This window comes from Aeromonas sp. HMWF016 (assembly GCF_963878195.1).
Classification (GTDB): Bacteria; Pseudomonadota; Gammaproteobacteria; order Enterobacterales; family Aeromonadaceae; genus Aeromonas; species Aeromonas lacus.
Map to the genome: position 1 here is coordinate 1 of NZ_CAWNWX010000114.1, position 16641 is coordinate 16641.

16 protein-coding genes and 2 pseudogenes are annotated in these 16641 nt (G+C 61.6%); 9 read left to right on the forward strand and 9 right to left on the reverse strand.

All coding sequences use genetic code 11. The annotated features are described in order from the left end of the window. A pseudogene (locus AACS24_RS19605) lies at positions 1 to 205 on the reverse strand (hypothetical protein); the annotation flags it as partial. A gap of 268 nt (positions 206 to 473) precedes the next feature. After that, entirely contained in the window at positions 474 to 1415 is a 942-nt protein-coding gene (locus AACS24_RS19610) for a LysR family transcriptional regulator (protein ID WP_108571780.1), read from the reverse strand. 134 nt (positions 1416 to 1549) lie between these two features. Here AACS24_RS19610 and AACS24_RS19615 point away from each other — a divergent pair, with 134 nt between their 5' ends. The 4 genes from AACS24_RS19615 to AACS24_RS19630 all read left to right on the forward strand — a co-directional run bounded on the left by AACS24_RS19615 (position 1550) and on the right by AACS24_RS19630 (position 6489). After that, positions 1550 to 3352, forward strand: a complete 1803-nt coding sequence (locus tag AACS24_RS19615) for an adenine deaminase (protein WP_108571729.1) — start codon at positions 1550 to 1552, stop codon at positions 3350 to 3352. Positions 3353 to 3368: 16 nt separating this feature from the next. Then, entirely contained in the window at positions 3369 to 4286 is a 918-nt protein-coding gene (gene rihC, locus AACS24_RS19620) for a ribonucleoside hydrolase RihC (RefSeq protein ID WP_258223002.1), read from the forward strand. A gap of 54 nt (positions 4287 to 4340) precedes the next feature. After that, a complete protein-coding gene (gene dcuC / locus AACS24_RS19625) occupies positions 4341 to 5702 on the forward strand; it encodes a C4-dicarboxylate transporter DcuC (RefSeq protein WP_108571731.1) in 1362 nt (453 codons plus the stop codon). Between the two features lie 184 nt (positions 5703 to 5886). After that, the gene (locus AACS24_RS19630) at positions 5887 to 6489 is read left to right on the forward strand and encodes a nitroreductase family protein (protein WP_108571732.1); all 603 of its coding nucleotides are present in this window, start codon (positions 5887 to 5889) and stop codon (positions 6487 to 6489) included. Positions 6490 to 6602: 113 nt separating this feature from the next. Here AACS24_RS19630 and AACS24_RS19635 read toward each other — a convergent pair whose 3' ends face one another. After that, complete coding sequence (locus AACS24_RS19635; RefSeq protein WP_108571733.1) at positions 6603 to 7292, reverse strand: HAD-IA family hydrolase; 690 nt, start codon at positions 7290 to 7292, stop codon at positions 6603 to 6605. Next, complete coding sequence (locus tag AACS24_RS19640; RefSeq protein ID WP_108571734.1) at positions 7289 to 7534, reverse strand: hypothetical protein; 246 nt, start codon at positions 7532 to 7534, stop codon at positions 7289 to 7291. The genes AACS24_RS19635 and AACS24_RS19640 overlap by 4 nt, the downstream gene beginning before the upstream one ends. Positions 7535 to 7649: 115 nt before the next feature. On the opposite strand from AACS24_RS19640, the gene AACS24_RS19645 reads away from it, so the two are divergent. Continuing rightward, the gene (locus AACS24_RS19645) at positions 7650 to 8558 is read left to right on the forward strand and encodes a LysR family transcriptional regulator (protein WP_108571735.1); all 909 of its coding nucleotides are present in this window, start codon (positions 7650 to 7652) and stop codon (positions 8556 to 8558) included. 87 nt (positions 8559 to 8645) lie between these two features. Here the strand turns inward: AACS24_RS19645 and AACS24_RS19650 are convergent, their stop codons facing one another. From AACS24_RS19650 to AACS24_RS19670, 5 genes and pseudogenes are all read right to left on the reverse strand, one after another. Then, entirely contained in the window at positions 8646 to 9593 is a 948-nt protein-coding gene (locus tag AACS24_RS19650; protein ID WP_108571736.1) for a GGDEF domain-containing protein, read from the reverse strand. 197 nt (positions 9594 to 9790) lie between these two features. Continuing rightward, positions 9791 to 9928: pseudogene (locus AACS24_RS19655) on the reverse strand (excalibur calcium-binding domain-containing protein); the annotation flags it as partial. A 187-nt stretch (positions 9929 to 10115) separates the two neighbouring features. Beyond that, entirely contained in the window at positions 10116 to 10682 is a 567-nt protein-coding gene (locus tag AACS24_RS19660) for an isochorismatase family cysteine hydrolase (protein ID WP_033112693.1), read from the reverse strand. Between the two features lie 100 nt (positions 10683 to 10782). Next, the gene (locus AACS24_RS19665; protein ID WP_108571737.1) at positions 10783 to 11178 is read right to left on the reverse strand and encodes a hypothetical protein; all 396 of its coding nucleotides are present in this window, start codon (positions 11176 to 11178) and stop codon (positions 10783 to 10785) included. 18 nt (positions 11179 to 11196) lie between these two features. Beyond that, entirely contained in the window at positions 11197 to 12360 is a 1164-nt protein-coding gene (locus AACS24_RS19670) for an FAD-dependent oxidoreductase (RefSeq protein ID WP_108571738.1), read from the reverse strand. Positions 12361 to 12627: 267 nt separating this feature from the next. Here AACS24_RS19670 and miaB point away from each other — a divergent pair, with 267 nt between their 5' ends. From miaB to corC, 4 genes are all read left to right on the forward strand, one after another. Beyond that, positions 12628 to 14061, forward strand: a complete 1434-nt coding sequence (gene miaB / locus AACS24_RS19675) for a tRNA (N6-isopentenyl adenosine(37)-C2)-methylthiotransferase MiaB (RefSeq protein WP_108571739.1) — start codon at positions 12628 to 12630, stop codon at positions 14059 to 14061. A 54-nt stretch (positions 14062 to 14115) separates the two neighbouring features. After that, complete coding sequence (locus AACS24_RS19680) at positions 14116 to 15165, forward strand: PhoH family protein (RefSeq protein WP_071913025.1); 1050 nt, start codon at positions 14116 to 14118, stop codon at positions 15163 to 15165. Next, the gene (gene ybeY, locus AACS24_RS19685) at positions 15162 to 15626 is read left to right on the forward strand and encodes an rRNA maturation RNase YbeY (protein WP_041209973.1); all 465 of its coding nucleotides are present in this window, start codon (positions 15162 to 15164) and stop codon (positions 15624 to 15626) included. Before AACS24_RS19680 ends, ybeY begins: the two co-directional genes overlap by 4 nt. A 99-nt stretch (positions 15627 to 15725) precedes the next feature. Further along, positions 15726 to 16610, forward strand: coding sequence for a CNNM family magnesium/cobalt transport protein CorC (gene corC, locus AACS24_RS19690; protein ID WP_033112698.1), 885 nt, complete (start codon positions 15726 to 15728; stop codon positions 16608 to 16610). Positions 16611 to 16641 lie beyond the last annotated feature (31 nt).

Consider the following 16641-nt stretch of genomic DNA (forward strand, 5'->3'; position numbering starts at 1 on the left):
CACCACCAGCTGCGCCGCCAATGGCCGCACCAACCAGCGCACCGGTATCGCCCCCCAACTCCTTGCCGATCACGGTGCCCGCCACCCCGCCTGCGCCACCACCGAGAATGGTATTTAGGGTCTCGGAGGCGTGTACGGTCGTACTGCCAGCGAGCAAGGCGCCCAACAGGGCCAGTGCGCGAAGCGCGCGCGAATTCATCTCCATGGGTACTCCTGCCAAACCTGATTAATTCCACCGGCACTATACAAAGCAGCGGGGCCAGCGCCAGATGGGGGACAATTGCCCCCCATGCTGCTCAAGTCGTACCAAATCAGGAATGCAAGCGGAGCCATCGATACAACGAATTGAATCAGAAGGGGAAACCGGTGAAATATCAGAAGTGGAGGAGAGCAACCAAAGGCAGTTGCCACAACTTTCGCCCGTCAGGGTCAAGCGGCCATCGGACAGCTCCTGTCACCAGCCCTGCTGCCGGTTAGCGAGAGGAGGATGCGGCGCACTGCGCCATGATGACCTGACGCAGCAACGCGCGCCCCTCATCAATACGGGTTGAACGGGAGAGCCCCTTCGCCCACATCAGCGCCAGGGTGCGGCTCAGCACCGGTTCGCGCAACGCCAAGACCTTGAGCTGGGGATCGCACTGGTTCGCGGCATAGAGCCCGGGCAGGATGGCAACCGCCAGCCCAGAGCGCACCAGCCCGTAGAGTGTCTCGACATAATCTGTGGTGTATCTGGGTTTGAGCCCGGGCAGCTGGCTCTGGGTCAGCCCGTTGACCTGTCGGCTGACGTTGCCTCTGGCAAAGAGGGCGATGTCGCGGCGGGTCAGCTCCTGCCAGCAGATGGTCTCTTCCTCTGCCAGCGGATCCTGCCGGTTAATCACCGCCACCAGCGCATCGTCCAGCAGCGGCGTCACCTCCAGCGAATCGGGCAACTCGCCATCCAGCACACCAATCCCCGCATCCAGCGATCCCTCGGCCAGCGCCTGCAACAGACCATCGTTGGTGTGATCCTGAAACTCGACCCGCAATCCCGGAAACTGCTGCTGCAGACGGGCGGCCGCCAACGGAAACATCAGGGTGCAGGCCGACGGGATCAGGCCGATGCGAAGGGTGCCATCGCCCCCTTCAACCATCACCTGCTGCATATCGGCAAAAGCGGCGTGGGCCACATTGAGCAGCCCCTTGGCGTGAGGCAGGATCGCCTCCCCCTGCTCGGTGAGGGTGACTGCCTGCGCGGTGCGGTGAAACAATTTGCCGCCGAGCACAGATTCAATCTGGCGCAAAGCACTGCTCAGGGCAGGTTGACTGATGGCCATCTGGTTGGCCGTTTCGGTGAAGTGGCGCAGCTGGGCCAGGGTAACAAAATACTGGATCTGCTTGAGGGAGAGCGCAGGCAAACGGCGCCAGGGTTCAGACATGGAAGAGACAACCGGAGAAAACGTTTGCAGCAGCATAACCCTTTCTTATCCAGTTATAAATTCTTTGCGCTATGCACGAGCCAATCCCCTCCCTAAAGTGGGCCCATTATTCCCCTTGTCAGGCCATCTCCTTCATGTGTGAACAAGATGCATCCCTCAACTTGCGCCGCCGCTCCGTGCAGGCTGCCCTCGGCGAAGCCCCCTTCGATCTGCTGCTGACCAACGCCAACCTGATCGACATGGTGACCGGCGAGATCCGCCCCGTCGACGTGGGACTGGTCGGCACGCTGATCGCCAGCGTCCATCCGGTCGGTACCTTCCAGCAGGCACGCGAGACCCACGATCTGGCCGGCGCCTATCTCTCACCCGGTCTTATCGACAGCCATGTCCATGTGGAGAGCTCCCACCTGACGCCAGAGCGCTACGCCGATGTGGTGGTCGCGCAGGGCACCACCACCATCTTCTGGGATCCCCACGAGCTGGCCAATGTGCTCGGGCTGGCGGGGGTGCGCTACGCCATCGATGCCAGCCGCAACCTGCCGCTGCGAGTGATCTGCGCCGCCCCCTCCAGCGTTCCCTCGACGCCGGGTCTCGAGATGTCGGGCGCCGACTTCCACGGCCCCGAGATGGCCACCATGCTGGAGTGGCCGGAGGTGGCGGGGATCGCCGAGGTGATGGACATGCAGGGGGTGCTGGGCGGCAGCGAGCGGATGACCGGCATCCTGCACGCCGGTTTGCAGCGCAATGCCCTGATTGAGGGGCATGCCCGGGGCCTCAGTGGCCACCGGCTGCAAGCCTATCTGGCGGCCGGGGTCAGCTCGGATCACGAACTCACCTCGGCGGCCGATGCGCTGGAGAAGCTGCGGGCCGGGCTCACCCTGCAGCTGCGCGGCTCCCACCCCTACCTGCTGCCGGAGATCGTCGCGGCGCTGAAACAGCTGCCCCACCTCTCCTCCCAGATCACTCTCTGTACCGACGATGTCCCGCCAGACATGCTGCTGGAGAAGGGAGGCATGATTGCGCTGGTCAAACTGCTGGCAGAGCTGGGGCTGGCGGTGCCCGACGTGCTGCGGATGGCCACCCTCAACGCCGCCATCCGCCTGCAGCGCAACGATCTGGGGCTGGTCGCTGCCGGCCGCTGCGCCGATCTGGTGGTATTCGACAACCTCAGCGATCTCAACCCGCTCTGGGTCTACAGCGGCGGCCAGCGGGTCGCCCGCCATGGCACCATTCTCAAGCCCTCCGAGCCTGTTGCTGGTTGTCAGGCACCGCGCGATACCATGCAGATCCCCCTGCGCACCCTTGAGGACTTTGTCATTCGGGTGCCCGGGCTGACTGCGGGGCGGGCCCGCTTCAAGACCATCAAGGGGGCTCGCTTCACCCAGTGGAGTGAAACCGAAGTGGAGGTCAAAGAGGGTCAAGTGATTGTGCCGGCGGGATTTAGCCTCATCTCGGTGCAACACCGTCACGGCCGCCATCAGGCGGGCACCCGGCTGGCGCTGCTGGAAGGGTGGGGCGAGCTGCAAGGGGCCATCGCTACCAGCTACTCCCACGACTCCCACAATCTGGTGGTGCTGGGGCGCGACCCGCAAGAGATGATGCTGGCCGCCAACACTCTGATCGCCAGCGGAGGTGGCATGGCCGTCGTTCAGCAAGGTGAGGTGCTGGCCCACGTTGCCATGCCCATCGCGGGCATGCTCTCCGATCTGCCAGCCAGCGAGCTGGCCGCCAGCTTCCACGCCCTGCGCGAAGTGAGCTGCAAGGTGGTGGAGTGGGAGCCTCCCTACCGGGTCTTCAAGGCCATCGAGGGGACCTGTCTTGCCTGCAATGCGGGGCCCCATCTGACCGATCTCGGCCTCACCGACGGCCTGACCCGCGAGATTGTCGACCCCTTCATCTGCTGCTGGCCTCACGCCGATGCCCGCCAAGCCGATTAACACCGAGGAGAACAGTGTGAACCCTGTCGCCATTATTCTGGATACCGACCCCGGCATCGACGATGCCGTTGCCATCGCCGCCGCCCTGTTTCACCCCGGGATCGAGCTGGAGCTCATCACCACGGTCGCCGGCAATGTCGATGTCAGCAAGACCACCCGCAACGCCCTGCGCCTGCTGCACTTTTTCGGCAAAGAGGTGCCGGTGGCACAGGGGGCCAGCCAGCCTCTGGTGCGCCCCCTCGACAATGCCAGCCATATCCACGGACACTCCGGCCTCGATGGTTACGAGTTTGCCGAGCCCGGGCAACAGCCGCTGCCGATGCATGCCGTCGAAGCCATGAAGACCACCCTGCTCGCCAGCGAACAGCCCATGACGCTGGTGCCCATCGGGCCGCTGACCAATATCGCCCTGCTGCTCACCCTGCACCCCGAGTGTCGGGAGAAGATCGCGCGGATCGTGCTGATGGGCGGCTCGGCCGGTCGGGGCAACCACACCCCCAATGCCGAGTTCAATATCTACGTGGATCCCGAGGCGGCCCACATCGTCTTCAGCAGCGGCCTGCCCATCGTGATGTGCGGGCTGGATGTCACCAGCCGCGCCACCCTGACCGGCGAGATGATTGCGGCGCTGCCCGCTCTCAACCGCACTGGCGCCATGCTCCACGCCCTGTTCGGCCACTATCGCGGCGGCAGTATGCAGACCGGGCTCAAGATGCACGATCTCTGCGCCATCGCCTATCTGGTGCGCCCCGACCTCTTTATCACCCGGGCCTGCCATGTGGCCATTGAGACCCAGGGTGAGCACACCCTCGGCACCACCTCGGTGGATATCAACAACCGGCTCAAGCGACCGCCCAACGCCGAGGTGTGCCTCGATATCGACGTGCCCGGATTCAGGGCATGGTGCATGGAGACCCTTGCCCGCGCCATCTGATCCCGAACCGCCAGCTCGCTGGCCCATTCACATCAAGAAGAGAGTGTTGGAAACATGCTGGAAATAATTGTCAGCACCCTGATCCTGGTCATCTGTGGCTATCTCATCGCCAAAAACTACGATGCCAAGATAGTGCTGTTTGGCGCCGGGTTACTGCTGATGTTTGCTGCCGTCGGACTGGGTCACCCGCTGCTGCCTGAAGCCGAGAGCAGCGGCCTCAGCTGGCTTGACCCCTTCGTCCAGATCAAGCAGATCTTCATCAGCCAGATGGGCAATGTCGGCCTCACCATCATGGTGCTGTTCGGCTTCTCCAGCTACATGAGCCACATCGGCGCCAACGACGTCACCGTCATGCTGCTCACCCGCCCCTTGAGCCGCATCCGCTCCCCCTACCTGCTGGTGCCGGTGATTTTCCTCCTGGGCAACCTGCTCTCGCTGGTGGTGCCGAGCGCTGCCAGTCTGGCGGTGTTGCTGATGGCGACCCTCTATCCGGTGCTCAAGGCATCGAACATGTCCTCCCTCACCGCGGGGGCCGTCATTGCCACCACCGCCACCATCATGCCCAGCCCGCTGGGGGCCGATAACGTGCTGGCCGCCCAGAAGCTGGGGATCCCGCTGGTGGAGTACATCGTCTCCTACCATGCCCCTATCTCGCTGCCGACGCTGGCGTTGATGGCGGTGGTGCACTACTTCTGGCAAAAGGCGATGGACAAGCGCCAGCAGGCGCGCGGCGGACTGGAGGAAAAAGAGGAGTCGCTCGCCGTGCCGACCGGGCTGCCGCCCGCCTACTACGGCCTCTTCCCGCTACTGCCGCTGGTGCTGGTGCTGCTGTTCGGCATCTGCTTCACCCACATCTCCCTCGGGCTGGTGGAGATCACCTTCGTCTGTCTGCTGCTCACCATAGGGGTGGAGCTGCTGCGCAAAGGCAATATCAAGGAGACCAGTAAAGAGTTCGCCATCTTCTTTACCGGCATGGGCACAGGGCTCGCTCAGGTGGTCTCGCTCATCGTGGCAGCCAGCATGCTGGTGGAGGGGCTCAAAGCCATCGGCATCATAGATACCCTGGTGGAGAGCGTGAAACACATCGACGGCGTCGGCTCTATCCTGATGTTCTTCTTCTCCGGCACGGCGGCGCTGATTGGCTTTATCAGCGGCAGCGGGCTGGCGGTCTTCTACTCCTTTATCAACATCATTCCCGAGATCACCGAGAAGGTCGGGGTCAACAGCGTGTCAGTGGCCCTGCCGATGCAACTCACCGCCAACCTGATCCGCTCCATGTCGCCGGTCGCCGCAGTGATCATCGTCATCGCCTCGATCACCGGCAGCAACCCCATCGAGATCATCAAGCGCACCTCGGTGCCCATCATCTCTGGCATCATCTGCTGCATAACCCTCTCCTACCTGCTGTTCAGCTAACCCGGCTCCATCTGCAGGCGATCAAGCCGGTCGCCTGCAGACGGTTTTTTACCCCCGGTTGAAAGTGAACCCACTGCATGTAAACGCCCGGAAGATAATCGGGTGGTATAGTCTATAGCTTGAACAACAGGGGATGGCTGGCCACAAGGCTGGCGCCCGGTGACTATCAAGCAAAGGAGATGTTATGAGCAGTCCGTTTATCGAGCAGATCAAAGCACGTCGTACCATCTATGCCCTGGGTGACCAGGTCTCCCATACGCCGGAGCAGCTGACGGCCATGATCCAGGATGCCATCAGGCACAGCCCCTCCTCCTTCAACTCCCAGAGCTCCCGCGCCGTCATCCTGTTTGGCGCCCAGCACCACAAGCTGTGGGATATCGTCAAAGCCGAGCTGAAAAAGATCGTGCCGCCGGAGGCTTACGCCCAGAGTGAAGCCAAGGTGGATGGCAGCTTCCGCGCAGGCTTTGGCACCGTGCTGTTCTTTGAAGACACCGACGTCATCAAGGATCTGCAGCAAAAATTTGCGCTGTATGCCGACAACTTCCCCATCTGGTCGGAACATGCCACCGGCATCGCCCAGTTTGCGGTCTGGACGACGCTGGCGCAGGAGAAGGTCGGAGCATCCCTGCAGCACTACAACCCCCTCATCGACGAGGCGGTACGCAAGGAGTGGAACCTGCCCGCCAGCTGGCTGCTGCGCGCCCAGATGCCCTTTGGCAGCATCAAGCAACCGGCCGGCGGCAAGACCTTTATCGACGACGCCACCCGCTTCCGCGTCTTCAAATAACGGTCAGATAGCAACACGCCCCCGCAGTTCGGGGGCGTTTTTATTGCGACATACAGTGCGGATGGCGATGGCTTATACCGCAATATGCGGCCACAACCCATTATCTCCATCGCTCAGGCGGGCAGCGTCACCAGCAGGGACTCGCCTTCCCCCAACTCCACCTTCACCTCGCGCCAGTCGCGGATCACCGCCACCACCGCCGGATTGAGCGGCGCATCGCCCCCCACCTGTACCACGGCGCAGCCTGCACGCAGGGCACTCTCGATACCGGCCGGGGCATCCTCGAACACCAGACAGCGAGCGGGCGAAACGCCAAGCCGTTCAGCCCCCAGCAGATAGGGTTCGGGATCGGGTTTGCCATTGACCACAGCTTCGGCCCCCACCAGCACGGCGGGCAGCGGCAAAACGGCACAACGCAGACGATGGTGGGCAACCTGCTCACTGGCGGAGGTCACCACCGCCCAACGCTCTGGCGGCAAGCGGCACAGCAACTCGCCAGCCCCTGCGATGGCATCGCCGCCGGTATGCAGCATCTCCAGTTCGTCGAGCCGCGCCGCCTCCCGCTCCACATCCAGTTGCTGTGCCAGCGCCCGGATCACCTCCCGCGAGCGCATGCCGTGGCACATCGCCAGCACCGGCTCGGACTCGATCTGATGTTCACAACACCAGATCCGCCATACCTTCTCCACATCTTCGGTCGAGCAGACCAGGGTGCCATCCATATCGAGCAGCAGGGCGGCGACCGCCACGGTTTTTGTGCCGCCTATACAAACGCCCGGTTCGCGACTCATGCCGGTAATCATGCCGATACTCCCGCCAGCTCAGGCTCAGCGCTCTGCAACGCATCGGCAAAGGCCTGCTGCTGGGCGGCACGTTCATAACAGGCCAGCGCCTGTTCGGCGCTGCCTGCCCACACCTGCAGCGGGCCGACCACAAAACCCTGTTGCAGCAGGCTGGCGAGCAGCTCACCCGTTTCAGGCGCGGCCAGCGGCTGGGCCAACACCAGGGTGCCTTTCATCAAAAAGAGATAGCGTTGGGTAGACATGATATGACTCCTTGTTCCAGACCGGAGGGGACTCGGCTCCCCTTTCAGCGCCATTAGAACAGGGCGTTTAGATAATTTATAATGAACAAATGGCCGCTTTCGATAACCAAACGGAATGAAATTAGACCTCAAACAACTGCAGGCGTTCGTGATGCTGGCAGAGACCGCCAACTACCGGGAAGCGGCCAATCGCCTCTTCATTACCCAGCCCGCCCTCACCAAGCAGATCCAGGGATTGGAGCAGACCCTCGGCAGCACCCTGTTCAATCGCGGCCGCCATGGCGCCGAACTCACGGCCGTCGGCGCCCAGCTGCTGACCCAGGCGAGTGCGCTGGTCGAGCACGGGCGGGAGTTTGAAAGCCATGCGCTGGCGGTGGCGAGCGGAGTCGCCGGTCGGCTCAAGATTGGCTTTGGTCTGTCGAGCTTTGCGCTGGCCCCCTCGCTGGTCGCCCGCTTCAAGCAGCAGGTGCCCGATGTGATGGTGCATCTGCAGGATATGCCCTCCGCCATCCAGCAGGAGCAGCTGCTCTCCGGCCAGCTCCAGCTTGGCTTTATGCGCCGCCCGCAGCTGCCGCAACTGCGCGAACACAGGTTGCTTATTGATCGGCTGGTGCTGGCGGTGCCGACCCGAATGACCTTGCCAGATCCGGCTGCGTTTGATGTCCAGCAGGCATTGACCAGCCAGCCGCTGCTGCAGATGGTTGGCCACCGCTGCCCCGGCCTCAGCCAGCAGATCGCCAGCTTTCTCGGCGCCAACCGGCTGACCGGGATGATCCAGGAGGCCGAAGATATCCAGACTCTGGTAGCGCTGGTGGCCGCCGGTATCGGCAACGCCATCCTGCCGCGCAGCGTCAGCTTTATCGCCGGCCCTGACGTCACCCTCTATCCTCTCTCTGGCCCCAATTCCGAGTGGGAGATCAGTCTGGTATGGAATCCCCTCTTTGCCGATCCTATCCGTGACAGCTTCGTCAAGCTGGTGATCACCGCACACCCTACGCCAATCTCGGCCACGCCCGAGCGCTGATGGCAGCGGCTATGGGTTGTTCAATACCCAGCCAAAACAATGCGCCCCCAGAAGGGGGCGCATTAACAACAAAAGCTGCGGTCAGGCTCAACAGTTGGTGCAATAACTACGGTTTTTACCCGCCCCCTTGGCGCTGTAGAGCGCCGCATCCGCGGCTGCCAGCAACGCCACTTCCCCCTCCAGTGGTTGCTCTGCCGTGTAGGTGGCAATGCCAATACTGGCGCTGAGTTGAATATTATACGCCACCACGATGTCGAGATCGTGGATGGCCTGGCGGATCTCCTCGCCAATCCGTTGTGCAGCCTCTCTGTTGGTATTACCGAGGATCAGAGCAAACTCGTCACCGCCAAAGCGGCAGGGCAGATCGGCCGGGCGCTGGCAAAAGGATTGCAACAGATGGCCCACCAGCTGGAGGGAACCATCACCCATCTGATGGCCAAGATGATCATTGCAGGCTTTGAAGTTATCGAGGTCAATCATGATAAGCGAGAGAGGAGTCTTGTCGCGAACACTCCGGCGCCACTCGTTGTTCAGGAAACTGTTGAACAGTCTGCGGTTTGCCAGTCCGGTCAGCGCATCATGGAGGGAGAGGCTTTCCACCTCCAGCTCCAGCAATTTCCGTTCGGTAATATTGGAATGGGTGATGACATAAAACTCGGCATCTATCCCTTTGACCCCTTTGACCGGAACAATGCGCATCATGAACCAGCGCTGGATATCCGGGCTGTGGCAGGGATATTCCAGATAGAAGCTCTCCTGCTGACGCAGCAAGACCCGTCGCAACCCCTCAATAGCGCTCAGCGCCGAAGGTTCAGCAGAGCCATCGCAAGCGCTTAAATAATTGACGCCACGCCAGTTATACCCCTTTGCCATGCCATTTTGCTCGGCGAATCGATTCCAGGCGAGGTTGGTATAATGGATCACCCCGTTGCCGTCTATTACTGCAAACTGGTCATCCAGTGAATCTAGCAATGCAACCAGGTCCTGAGCTCGCTCGGCAAAGCGACGCATCCCCCCCGGCATGTTATCGATCATGGTGGCCATCCTGTGGCAAAAGTGGCGCCTCGCCACCTATTAACAATTAAGTCAGCAGGTAGAGTAAAGCACCCTATTCTCACTTAGCCAACTGAGACCAAATGTCACCATGTCACACCATCCGGCAAGGTTTCAGGCCAGCTCCCGAGCCGGATAAAAAAAGAACAAATCATCCATTTTTTATTTAGAAATAGTATTTAATTCTCGCACCACTGATTTTCACAGGGGATGCCATCTCCCTCTCCATCCATTTTGGTATTAGGGCAGTTTTGCAAAAACCAGGTCGCCTCCTCACAAGAGGTCATCTGGGAACAATATTGGCGACCATCGCACTGATAGCTGCGGGTTGGCAGCAATGCAGTCGTTTCTGCAGGCAGCCCCATACAGCTCTCTCCACTGCTGACAGGAGTAGCCGGCGCGGAAGTCACCGACTCGGCCGAGAAGCGGAAACAGCTGCGGCCCAACAGAGGGCCGCAGACAAAATGTCAAAACAGTGAGCAAGCGCAGCCTGCTGCCAAAGGGTCAGTCGAGCTGGGACACCTTGATGACCTCGGCAATACGGCTCAGCATCCGCAGCGAGGTGTGGTGCTCGGTGGCATCCGCCGCCGCGCAGGCATCCTCCAGAATGGTGATGGCGTAGTCGCGATCGTGACCATCTCGCGCTGCCGACTGAATGGCCCAGCTGGTGCTTACGCCGCACAGATAGAGGTGGTCGATATGGTTGGCCCGCAGGGCGGGTTCCAGCGCAGTACCATAGAATGGGCTCACTCTGGGCTTGGCCAGCACCAGATCACCGGGCTGCACATCGAGCTCTGCATGAAAATCGGTGCCGCTGTCGCAAAGAGAGAGGGCGCCAAGCTGATGGGCCCGGCCAAACATGGGGGAACCCTTGGGTTGCAGTTGATAACGACTGTCGAAACCGACCTTGATCAGCACCACCAGCCAATCGTGGGCGCGGGCATAAGCCATCGCCTCATTGGCATGCGCGATGGCGTTCTGCTCCATCACATGGTCGGCCGTGGTCGCAATGCGACCGTCAGGATGGGCGATGTCGTTGATAAAATCGATCACCAGTAGTGCCTTGTTCATCCCTTCTCTCCCAAATCGTGGTTGATAGCCGACCCGTTATACTCGCTTTTTCGCGCCTGCACAGCCTGTCTCAGCGACCTCGTTGGCATGGCCAGTCCGCTTATGCCAGCACCTCCCCCGGATAGAGGGTCACCACCAGATCGAGCCCCTGCTCGGCCAGCCCCAGCAGCTGAGCGGCCGGCAGCCGGTTTTGCAGGATGGGAGCAGTGCCTGACTGGTAACCGAGATCCATCTCCTTGCGCAGGCAACCCTGCCAAAGCGGCAAAACCGGTTCGGGTAGCTCAGCCAAAATGGCGAATAGGTGCGCTACAAGTTGTCGCGGCTCGCTGTAATTGCCCTCTCCGGCGAACAGCTCCAGACGCCCGTGCCACAGCCCCCCTTCCTGATGGAGGGTCAGACAATCCATCCCGCCCTGCACCAGCGTGTCAACCAGCGGCTGCAGATCCTTCTCGCTGGTCAGCTCCAGTTCGCCGTTGATAAAGTGGCAGCCCTCCATTTGAATCCTCACCTCTGCTTACACCAGTCCAAGCGCGTAGCGCAGGGCCATCTCCTTCAGGGGGCCCGCCTTGTCAGCCAGATTGAGGGCCAGATTGCGAGCCAGCTTGAGGGGGCCAATCTCGTTGCTGAACACCCCGTAGAAGAGATCCATCCCCGACTGCATCAGCAGGTTGTCGGGGCGACGACGGCGCTGGTAGCGCTCGGCCAGCACAGCTTGATGCCAGTCGGCGCCAGCCCCTTGCAGCAGATCAGCCCAGCAGGCCACATCCTTGAAGCCGAGGTTGACCCCCTGCCCCGCCAGCGGGTTGATGGTGTGGGCGGCATCGCCGAGCAGCACCACCCGACCGGCGTGGTAGTCGTTGGCGTGGCGGCGCACCAGCGGGAAGCTCCCCTTGCCGGTGACGGTAAAGCCGCCGAGGCGGCTTGGGAAGTGGCGGCGCACTTCGGTGGCGAGCACCTCGTTGCTCATGGCTGCCAGCGCCCGGATCCGGGCAGGGCTGTCATACCACACCAGGGAGCCATGCTGGCCGGGCAGTGGCAGGAAGGCGCGCGGGCCGCTCGGAGTGAACTGCTGCCAGGTGATATCTTCCTGCGGGAAGTCGGTATCGATATTGATCAGCATGCAGTGCTGGCGGTACTCGAAACGCGATACGCCGATGCCGGCCAGCTTGCGGGTATGGGATTCGGCGCCGTCGCAGGCCAGCACCCAGCGGGCGGCCAGTTCAGTGCCGTCGTCCAGAGTCAGCACAGCTTCATCCGCACTCTGGCGCAGGCTGGTCACTGCCGCCGGGGTGTGGGTCTGGATAGTGGGGAAATCTTCCATCCGTTTGAGCAGGGCGAGCTGCACCAGCCGGTTCTCGATGATGTAACCGAGCTGGGGCAGGCCGAGGTCGGCGGCGTTGAAGCGGGTGGCAAAGCCATCCAGCTCCCAGGTCTCCAGCCGGCGATAGGGGCAGAGTCGCATCTGCTGCAGGTGGTGCCAGGCGCCAGCCTGCTCCAGCAACGCCACCGAGGCCTGACTGATGGCGGAGACCCGCAGATCCAGCGGCTGCTCCGGCGCGTATTGCTCCGGCAGTTGGGTTTCGATGACCCGCACCGAGAGGCCCTGGGCCGCCAGCAGACAGGCGGTAGCCGCCCCCACCATGCCGGCGCCGACGATGGCGATATCACACTGTTCCATAACTTTATTCCTGCAAAAGGGGCGCCCCGCTCATGGGTGGCCGGGGCCAAACCGAATGGCGCCATGATACCGCAAGGGGACGGGATAAACAGTGAAGGGGGTGGAGAATTGCTGCGTCAAATCAAGGGGAAAGCCGATTTTCCCCCGCACGCGGCGCCCCCGCTGGCAAAGGGGCCGGACTGGATATTCGCTAGGCAGTCTCACGATTGCGGAGTAAAATGCCCGGTCCTTTGACCATGCCAAATTCAAAACCAGTCAAGAGTAGCAATGAGCAAGAAACTTCACATTAAAACCTGGGGCTGCCAGATGAACGAGTACGACTCGTCCAAGATGGCCGACCTGCTGGATGCCAGCAATGGCTACACGCTTACCGAGGAGCCGGAAGAGGCAGATGTGCTGCTGCTCAACACCTGTTCCATCCGCGAAAAGGCGCAGGAGAAGGTGTTCCACCAGCTGGGCCGCTGGAAAAAGCTCAAGGCAAACAAGCCCGGTCTGGTGATCGGTGTCGGTGGCTGCGTGGCCTCCCAGGAGGGCGATGCCATTCGCCAACGCGCCCCTTACGTCGATATCGTGTTCGGCCCGCAGACCCTGCACCGCCTGCCCACCATGATCAAACAGGTTCAGGAGGGGCGTGGCGCCCAGGTGGACGTCAGCTTCCCCGAGATCGAGAAGTTTGACCGCCTGCCCGAGCCGCGCGCCGAAGGGGCGACCGCCTTCGTCTCCATCATGGAAGGGTGCTCCAAATACTGTACTTACTGCGTGGTGCCCTACACCCGCGGTGAAGAGGTGAGCCGACCGCTGGACGACGTGCTCTATGAAATCGCCCAGCTCGCCCAGCAAGGGGTGCGCGAAGTGAACCTGCTCGGTCAGAACGTCAATGCCTACCGTGGCCCGACCCATGACGACAGCATCTGCACCTTCGCCGAGCTGCTGCGTCTGGTGGCCGCCATCGACGGCATCGACCGTATCCGCTACACCACCAGCCACCCCATCGAGTTCACCGACGACATCATCGAGGTCTACAAGGACACCCCGGAAGTGGTCAGCTTCCTGCACCTGCCGGTGCAGAGCGGCTCCGACCGTATCCTGACCATGATGAAGCGCCCGCACACCATTCTGGAGTACAAATCCAAACTCCGTCGTCTGCGCGCCGCCCGTCCCGACATCACCATCAGCTCCGACTTCATCGTTGGATTCCCGAACGAAACCGATGAGGATTTCGAGGCCACCATGAAGCTGATCGAGGATGTGGGCTTTGACATGAGCTTCAGCTTCATCTTCAGTCCGCGCCCCGGTACGCCGGCCGCCGACATGCCCGACGATGTCGACATGGAAGTGAAGAAAGCCCGCCTGGCCCGCCTGCAGCACGTCATCAACAATCAGGCGATGCAGATTGGTCGCTCCATGCTGGGCACCACCCAACGCATCCTGGTGGAAGGGCCCTCCAAGCTCGACCCGATGCAGCTGTGCGGCCGCACCGAGAACAACCGGGTGGTCAACTTCGAAGGGGCCCATACCCTGATTGGCGGCTTCGCCGACGTGGAGATCACCGAAGTGCTGCCCAACTCCCTGCGCGGCAAATTCATCCGCGGCGAGAGTGAGATGAACCTGCGCATCGCCACCGCCCCGAGCGACATTCTGGCCCGTCGTCCCGACAACGTGCCGGATGAGCTGGGCGTGGCCGCCTTCACTCCCCATTAATCTCCCCCTCCCCATCCGCCCGGCGGATGGGGAGCGCCCTGATACGAGGATATTGTGAGCCGACACCTCTCGACCCTGAACCTGCATCTCGAACCCGCCGACAACCAGCGTCTTGCCAGTCTCTGCGGCCCCTTCGATGACAACATCAAGCAGCTGGAGCGCCGCCTCGGCATCGAGATCAGCTACCGTGACAACCACTTCCAGCTGCTGGGCAAGCAGGCCCAGGTGGATGCCGCCGCCGTCATCATCAAGCACCTCTATGTGGAAACCCAGCCCCTCAAGGGTGGCAAGGTGACCGACATCACCCCCGACATGGTCCACCTGGCCATTCTGGAGTCGCGGGTGCTGGAGCAGGATGACGAACCGGCCCCCTCCATCCCCTATGGCAAGGAGGTGACGGTCAAGACCAAGCGCGGTCTCATCAAGCCACGTAGCCCCAATCAGGCCCAGTACATCGCCAATATCGTGCGCCACGACATCTGCTTCGGCATCGGCCCGGCCGGTACCGGCAAGACCTATCTGGCGGTGGCGGCGGCGGTGGATGCGCTGGAGCGTCAGGAGATCCGCCGCATTCTGCTGACCCGTCCGGCAGTGGAAGCGGGCGAGAAGCTCGGCTTCCTGCCCGGCGATCTCTCCCAGAAGGTCGACCCTTACCTGCGCCCGCTCTACGACGCCCTGTTCGAGATGCTGGGTTTTGAGCGAGTCGAGAAGCTGATGGAGCGCAACATCATCGAGGTGGCGCCGCTCGCCTATATGCGCGGTCGAACCCTCAACGATGCCTTCATCATCCTCGATGAGGCCCAGAACACCACCACCGAACAGATGAAGATGTTCCTGACCCGGATCGGCTTCAACTCCAAGGCGGTGGTGACCGGCGACATCACCCAGATCGACCTGCCGCGCAATGCCAAATCCGGCCTGCGCCACGCGCTGGAAGTGCTGCAGGGCGTTGATGGTCTGTCGTTCAACTTCTTCCAGTCTACCGACGTGGTACGCCACCCGGTGGTGGCCCGCATCGTGCAGGCCTATGAGGCATTCGACGCCAAGCAGGCAGCCGAGAAGGTGGCCGGCCAAGCAAACACCAGCAAAGAGAGCGAGCAATGAGCGTAACCCTGGATCTGCAACTGGCCAGTGCCAGCACCGACGGTCTGCCAAGCGAGGCCCAACTGCAGGGCTGGCTCGACGGCACCATTCTCGGCTTCCAGCAGGAGGCCGAAGTGACGGTGCGCATCGTCGACGAGGCGGAGAGCAACGAGCTCAACCTCACCTATCGCGGCAAGGACAAGCCCACCAACGTGCTCTCCTTCCCGTTCGAGGCGCCACCCGGTCTGGAGCTGCCGCTGCTGGGCGATCTGGTGATCTGCCGTCAGGTAGTGGAGCGCGAGGCACAGGAGCAGGGCAAACCCCTCATGGCCCACTGGGCCCACATGGTTGTGCACGGCAGTCTGCATCTGCTAGGTTATGACCATATCGAGGATGAGGAAGCCGAAGAGATGGAAGCGCTTGAGCGCGACATTATGCAGGAGCTGGGCTTTGCCGACCCTTATCAGAGCGACGAAGAGTAATGTGCAGCATGGCAGTTCATCGGCTTGAAACAGATGGCTGCCATCCTCATATAGCTGAAGTGAAATCCCCGTATATTCAATGAGTAACCAAGAGAAAAAATGACCGACGATCACCCTAGTACCGGCTCGCCGAAGAAAACCTGGCTCGACAAGCTCAGCCAACTCTTCCAGGGCGAGCCAAAAGACCGCAATGATTTGGTAGAAGTGATAGCCGATGCCGAAGAGCGTGACCTTATCGATCAGGACACCAAGGACATGATCGAAGGGGTGCTGGAGATCGCCGATCTCCGGGTACGCGATATCATGATCCCCCGCTCCCAGATGGTCACCATCGAGAAGTCCCAGCCGATCGACGAGATCCTGCCGGTGATCATCGAATCGGGTCACTCCCGCTTCCCGGTGATCAACGAGGACAAGGACCATGTCGAGGGCATTCTGCTCGCCAAGGATCTGCTTCCCTTCGGTTTCGGTGGCCACCATGCCAGCGAACCGTTGCAGCTCGAGAAGATCCTGCGCCCCACGGTGATCGTCCCCGAGAGCAAGCGCGTTGATCGCCTGCTCAAGGAGTTTCGCGAAGAGCGCTACCACATGGCCATCGTGGTCGACGAGTTTGGTGGCGTCTCCGGTCTGGTGACCATTGAAGACATACTGGAACTTATCGTTGGCGAGATCGACGACGAGTTTGACGACATCGAGGATGAGCCGGACGAGATCCGCCGCCTTAGCAAGCGGGTCTTCTCCATCAGCGCCCTGACCGAGATCGAGGATTTCAACGACTTCTTCGGCACCAAGTTCAGCGATGAAGAGGTGGATACGGTGGGTGGTCTGGTAATGCACGCCTTCAGCCACCTGCCCAAGAAGGGCGAGGAGATCGAGCTGGACGGCTACCTGTTCAAGGTGATGCACGCCGACAAGCGCCGCCTGCAGCAGTTGCAGGTGAAGATCCCCGAGAACCACGCCGTGGCGCAATCTGAGCCCCAGTAAGTCGCCTGAGTGCATTGAACAACGCCCCGAC

Coding starts and splice junctions, on each gene's coding strand:
- AACS24_RS19615 (WP_108571729.1), top strand. CDS start 1,550: ATGTGTGAACAAGATGCATCCCTCAACTTGCGCCGCCGCTCCGTGCAG.
- AACS24_RS19650 (WP_108571736.1), bottom strand. CDS start 9,593: ATGATCGATAACATGCCGGGGGGGATGCGTCGCTTTGCCGAGCGAGCT.
- AACS24_RS19670 (WP_108571738.1), bottom strand. CDS start 12,360: ATGGAACAGTGTGATATCGCCATCGTCGGCGCCGGCATGGTGGGGGCG.
- AACS24_RS19610 (WP_108571780.1), bottom strand. CDS start 1,415: ATGTCTGAACCCTGGCGCCGTTTGCCTGCGCTCTCCCTCAAGCAGATC.
- AACS24_RS19635 (WP_108571733.1), bottom strand. CDS start 7,292: ATGATTACCGGCATGAGTCGCGAACCGGGCGTTTGTATAGGCGGCACA.
- AACS24_RS19665 (WP_108571737.1), bottom strand. CDS start 11,178: ATGGAGGGCTGCCACTTTATCAACGGCGAACTGGAGCTGACCAGCGAG.
- miaB (WP_108571739.1), top strand. CDS start 12,628: ATGAGCAAGAAACTTCACATTAAAACCTGGGGCTGCCAGATGAACGAG.
- AACS24_RS19660 (WP_033112693.1), bottom strand. CDS start 10,682: ATGAACAAGGCACTACTGGTGATCGATTTTATCAACGACATCGCCCAT.
- dcuC (WP_108571731.1), top strand. CDS start 4,341: ATGCTGGAAATAATTGTCAGCACCCTGATCCTGGTCATCTGTGGCTAT.
- corC (WP_033112698.1), top strand. CDS start 15,726: ATGACCGACGATCACCCTAGTACCGGCTCGCCGAAGAAAACCTGGCTC.
- ybeY (WP_041209973.1), top strand. CDS start 15,162: ATGAGCGTAACCCTGGATCTGCAACTGGCCAGTGCCAGCACCGACGGT.
- AACS24_RS19640 (WP_108571734.1), bottom strand. CDS start 7,534: ATGTCTACCCAACGCTATCTCTTTTTGATGAAAGGCACCCTGGTGTTG.
- AACS24_RS19630 (WP_108571732.1), top strand. CDS start 5,887: ATGAGCAGTCCGTTTATCGAGCAGATCAAAGCACGTCGTACCATCTAT.
- AACS24_RS19645 (WP_108571735.1), top strand. CDS start 7,650: ATGAAATTAGACCTCAAACAACTGCAGGCGTTCGTGATGCTGGCAGAG.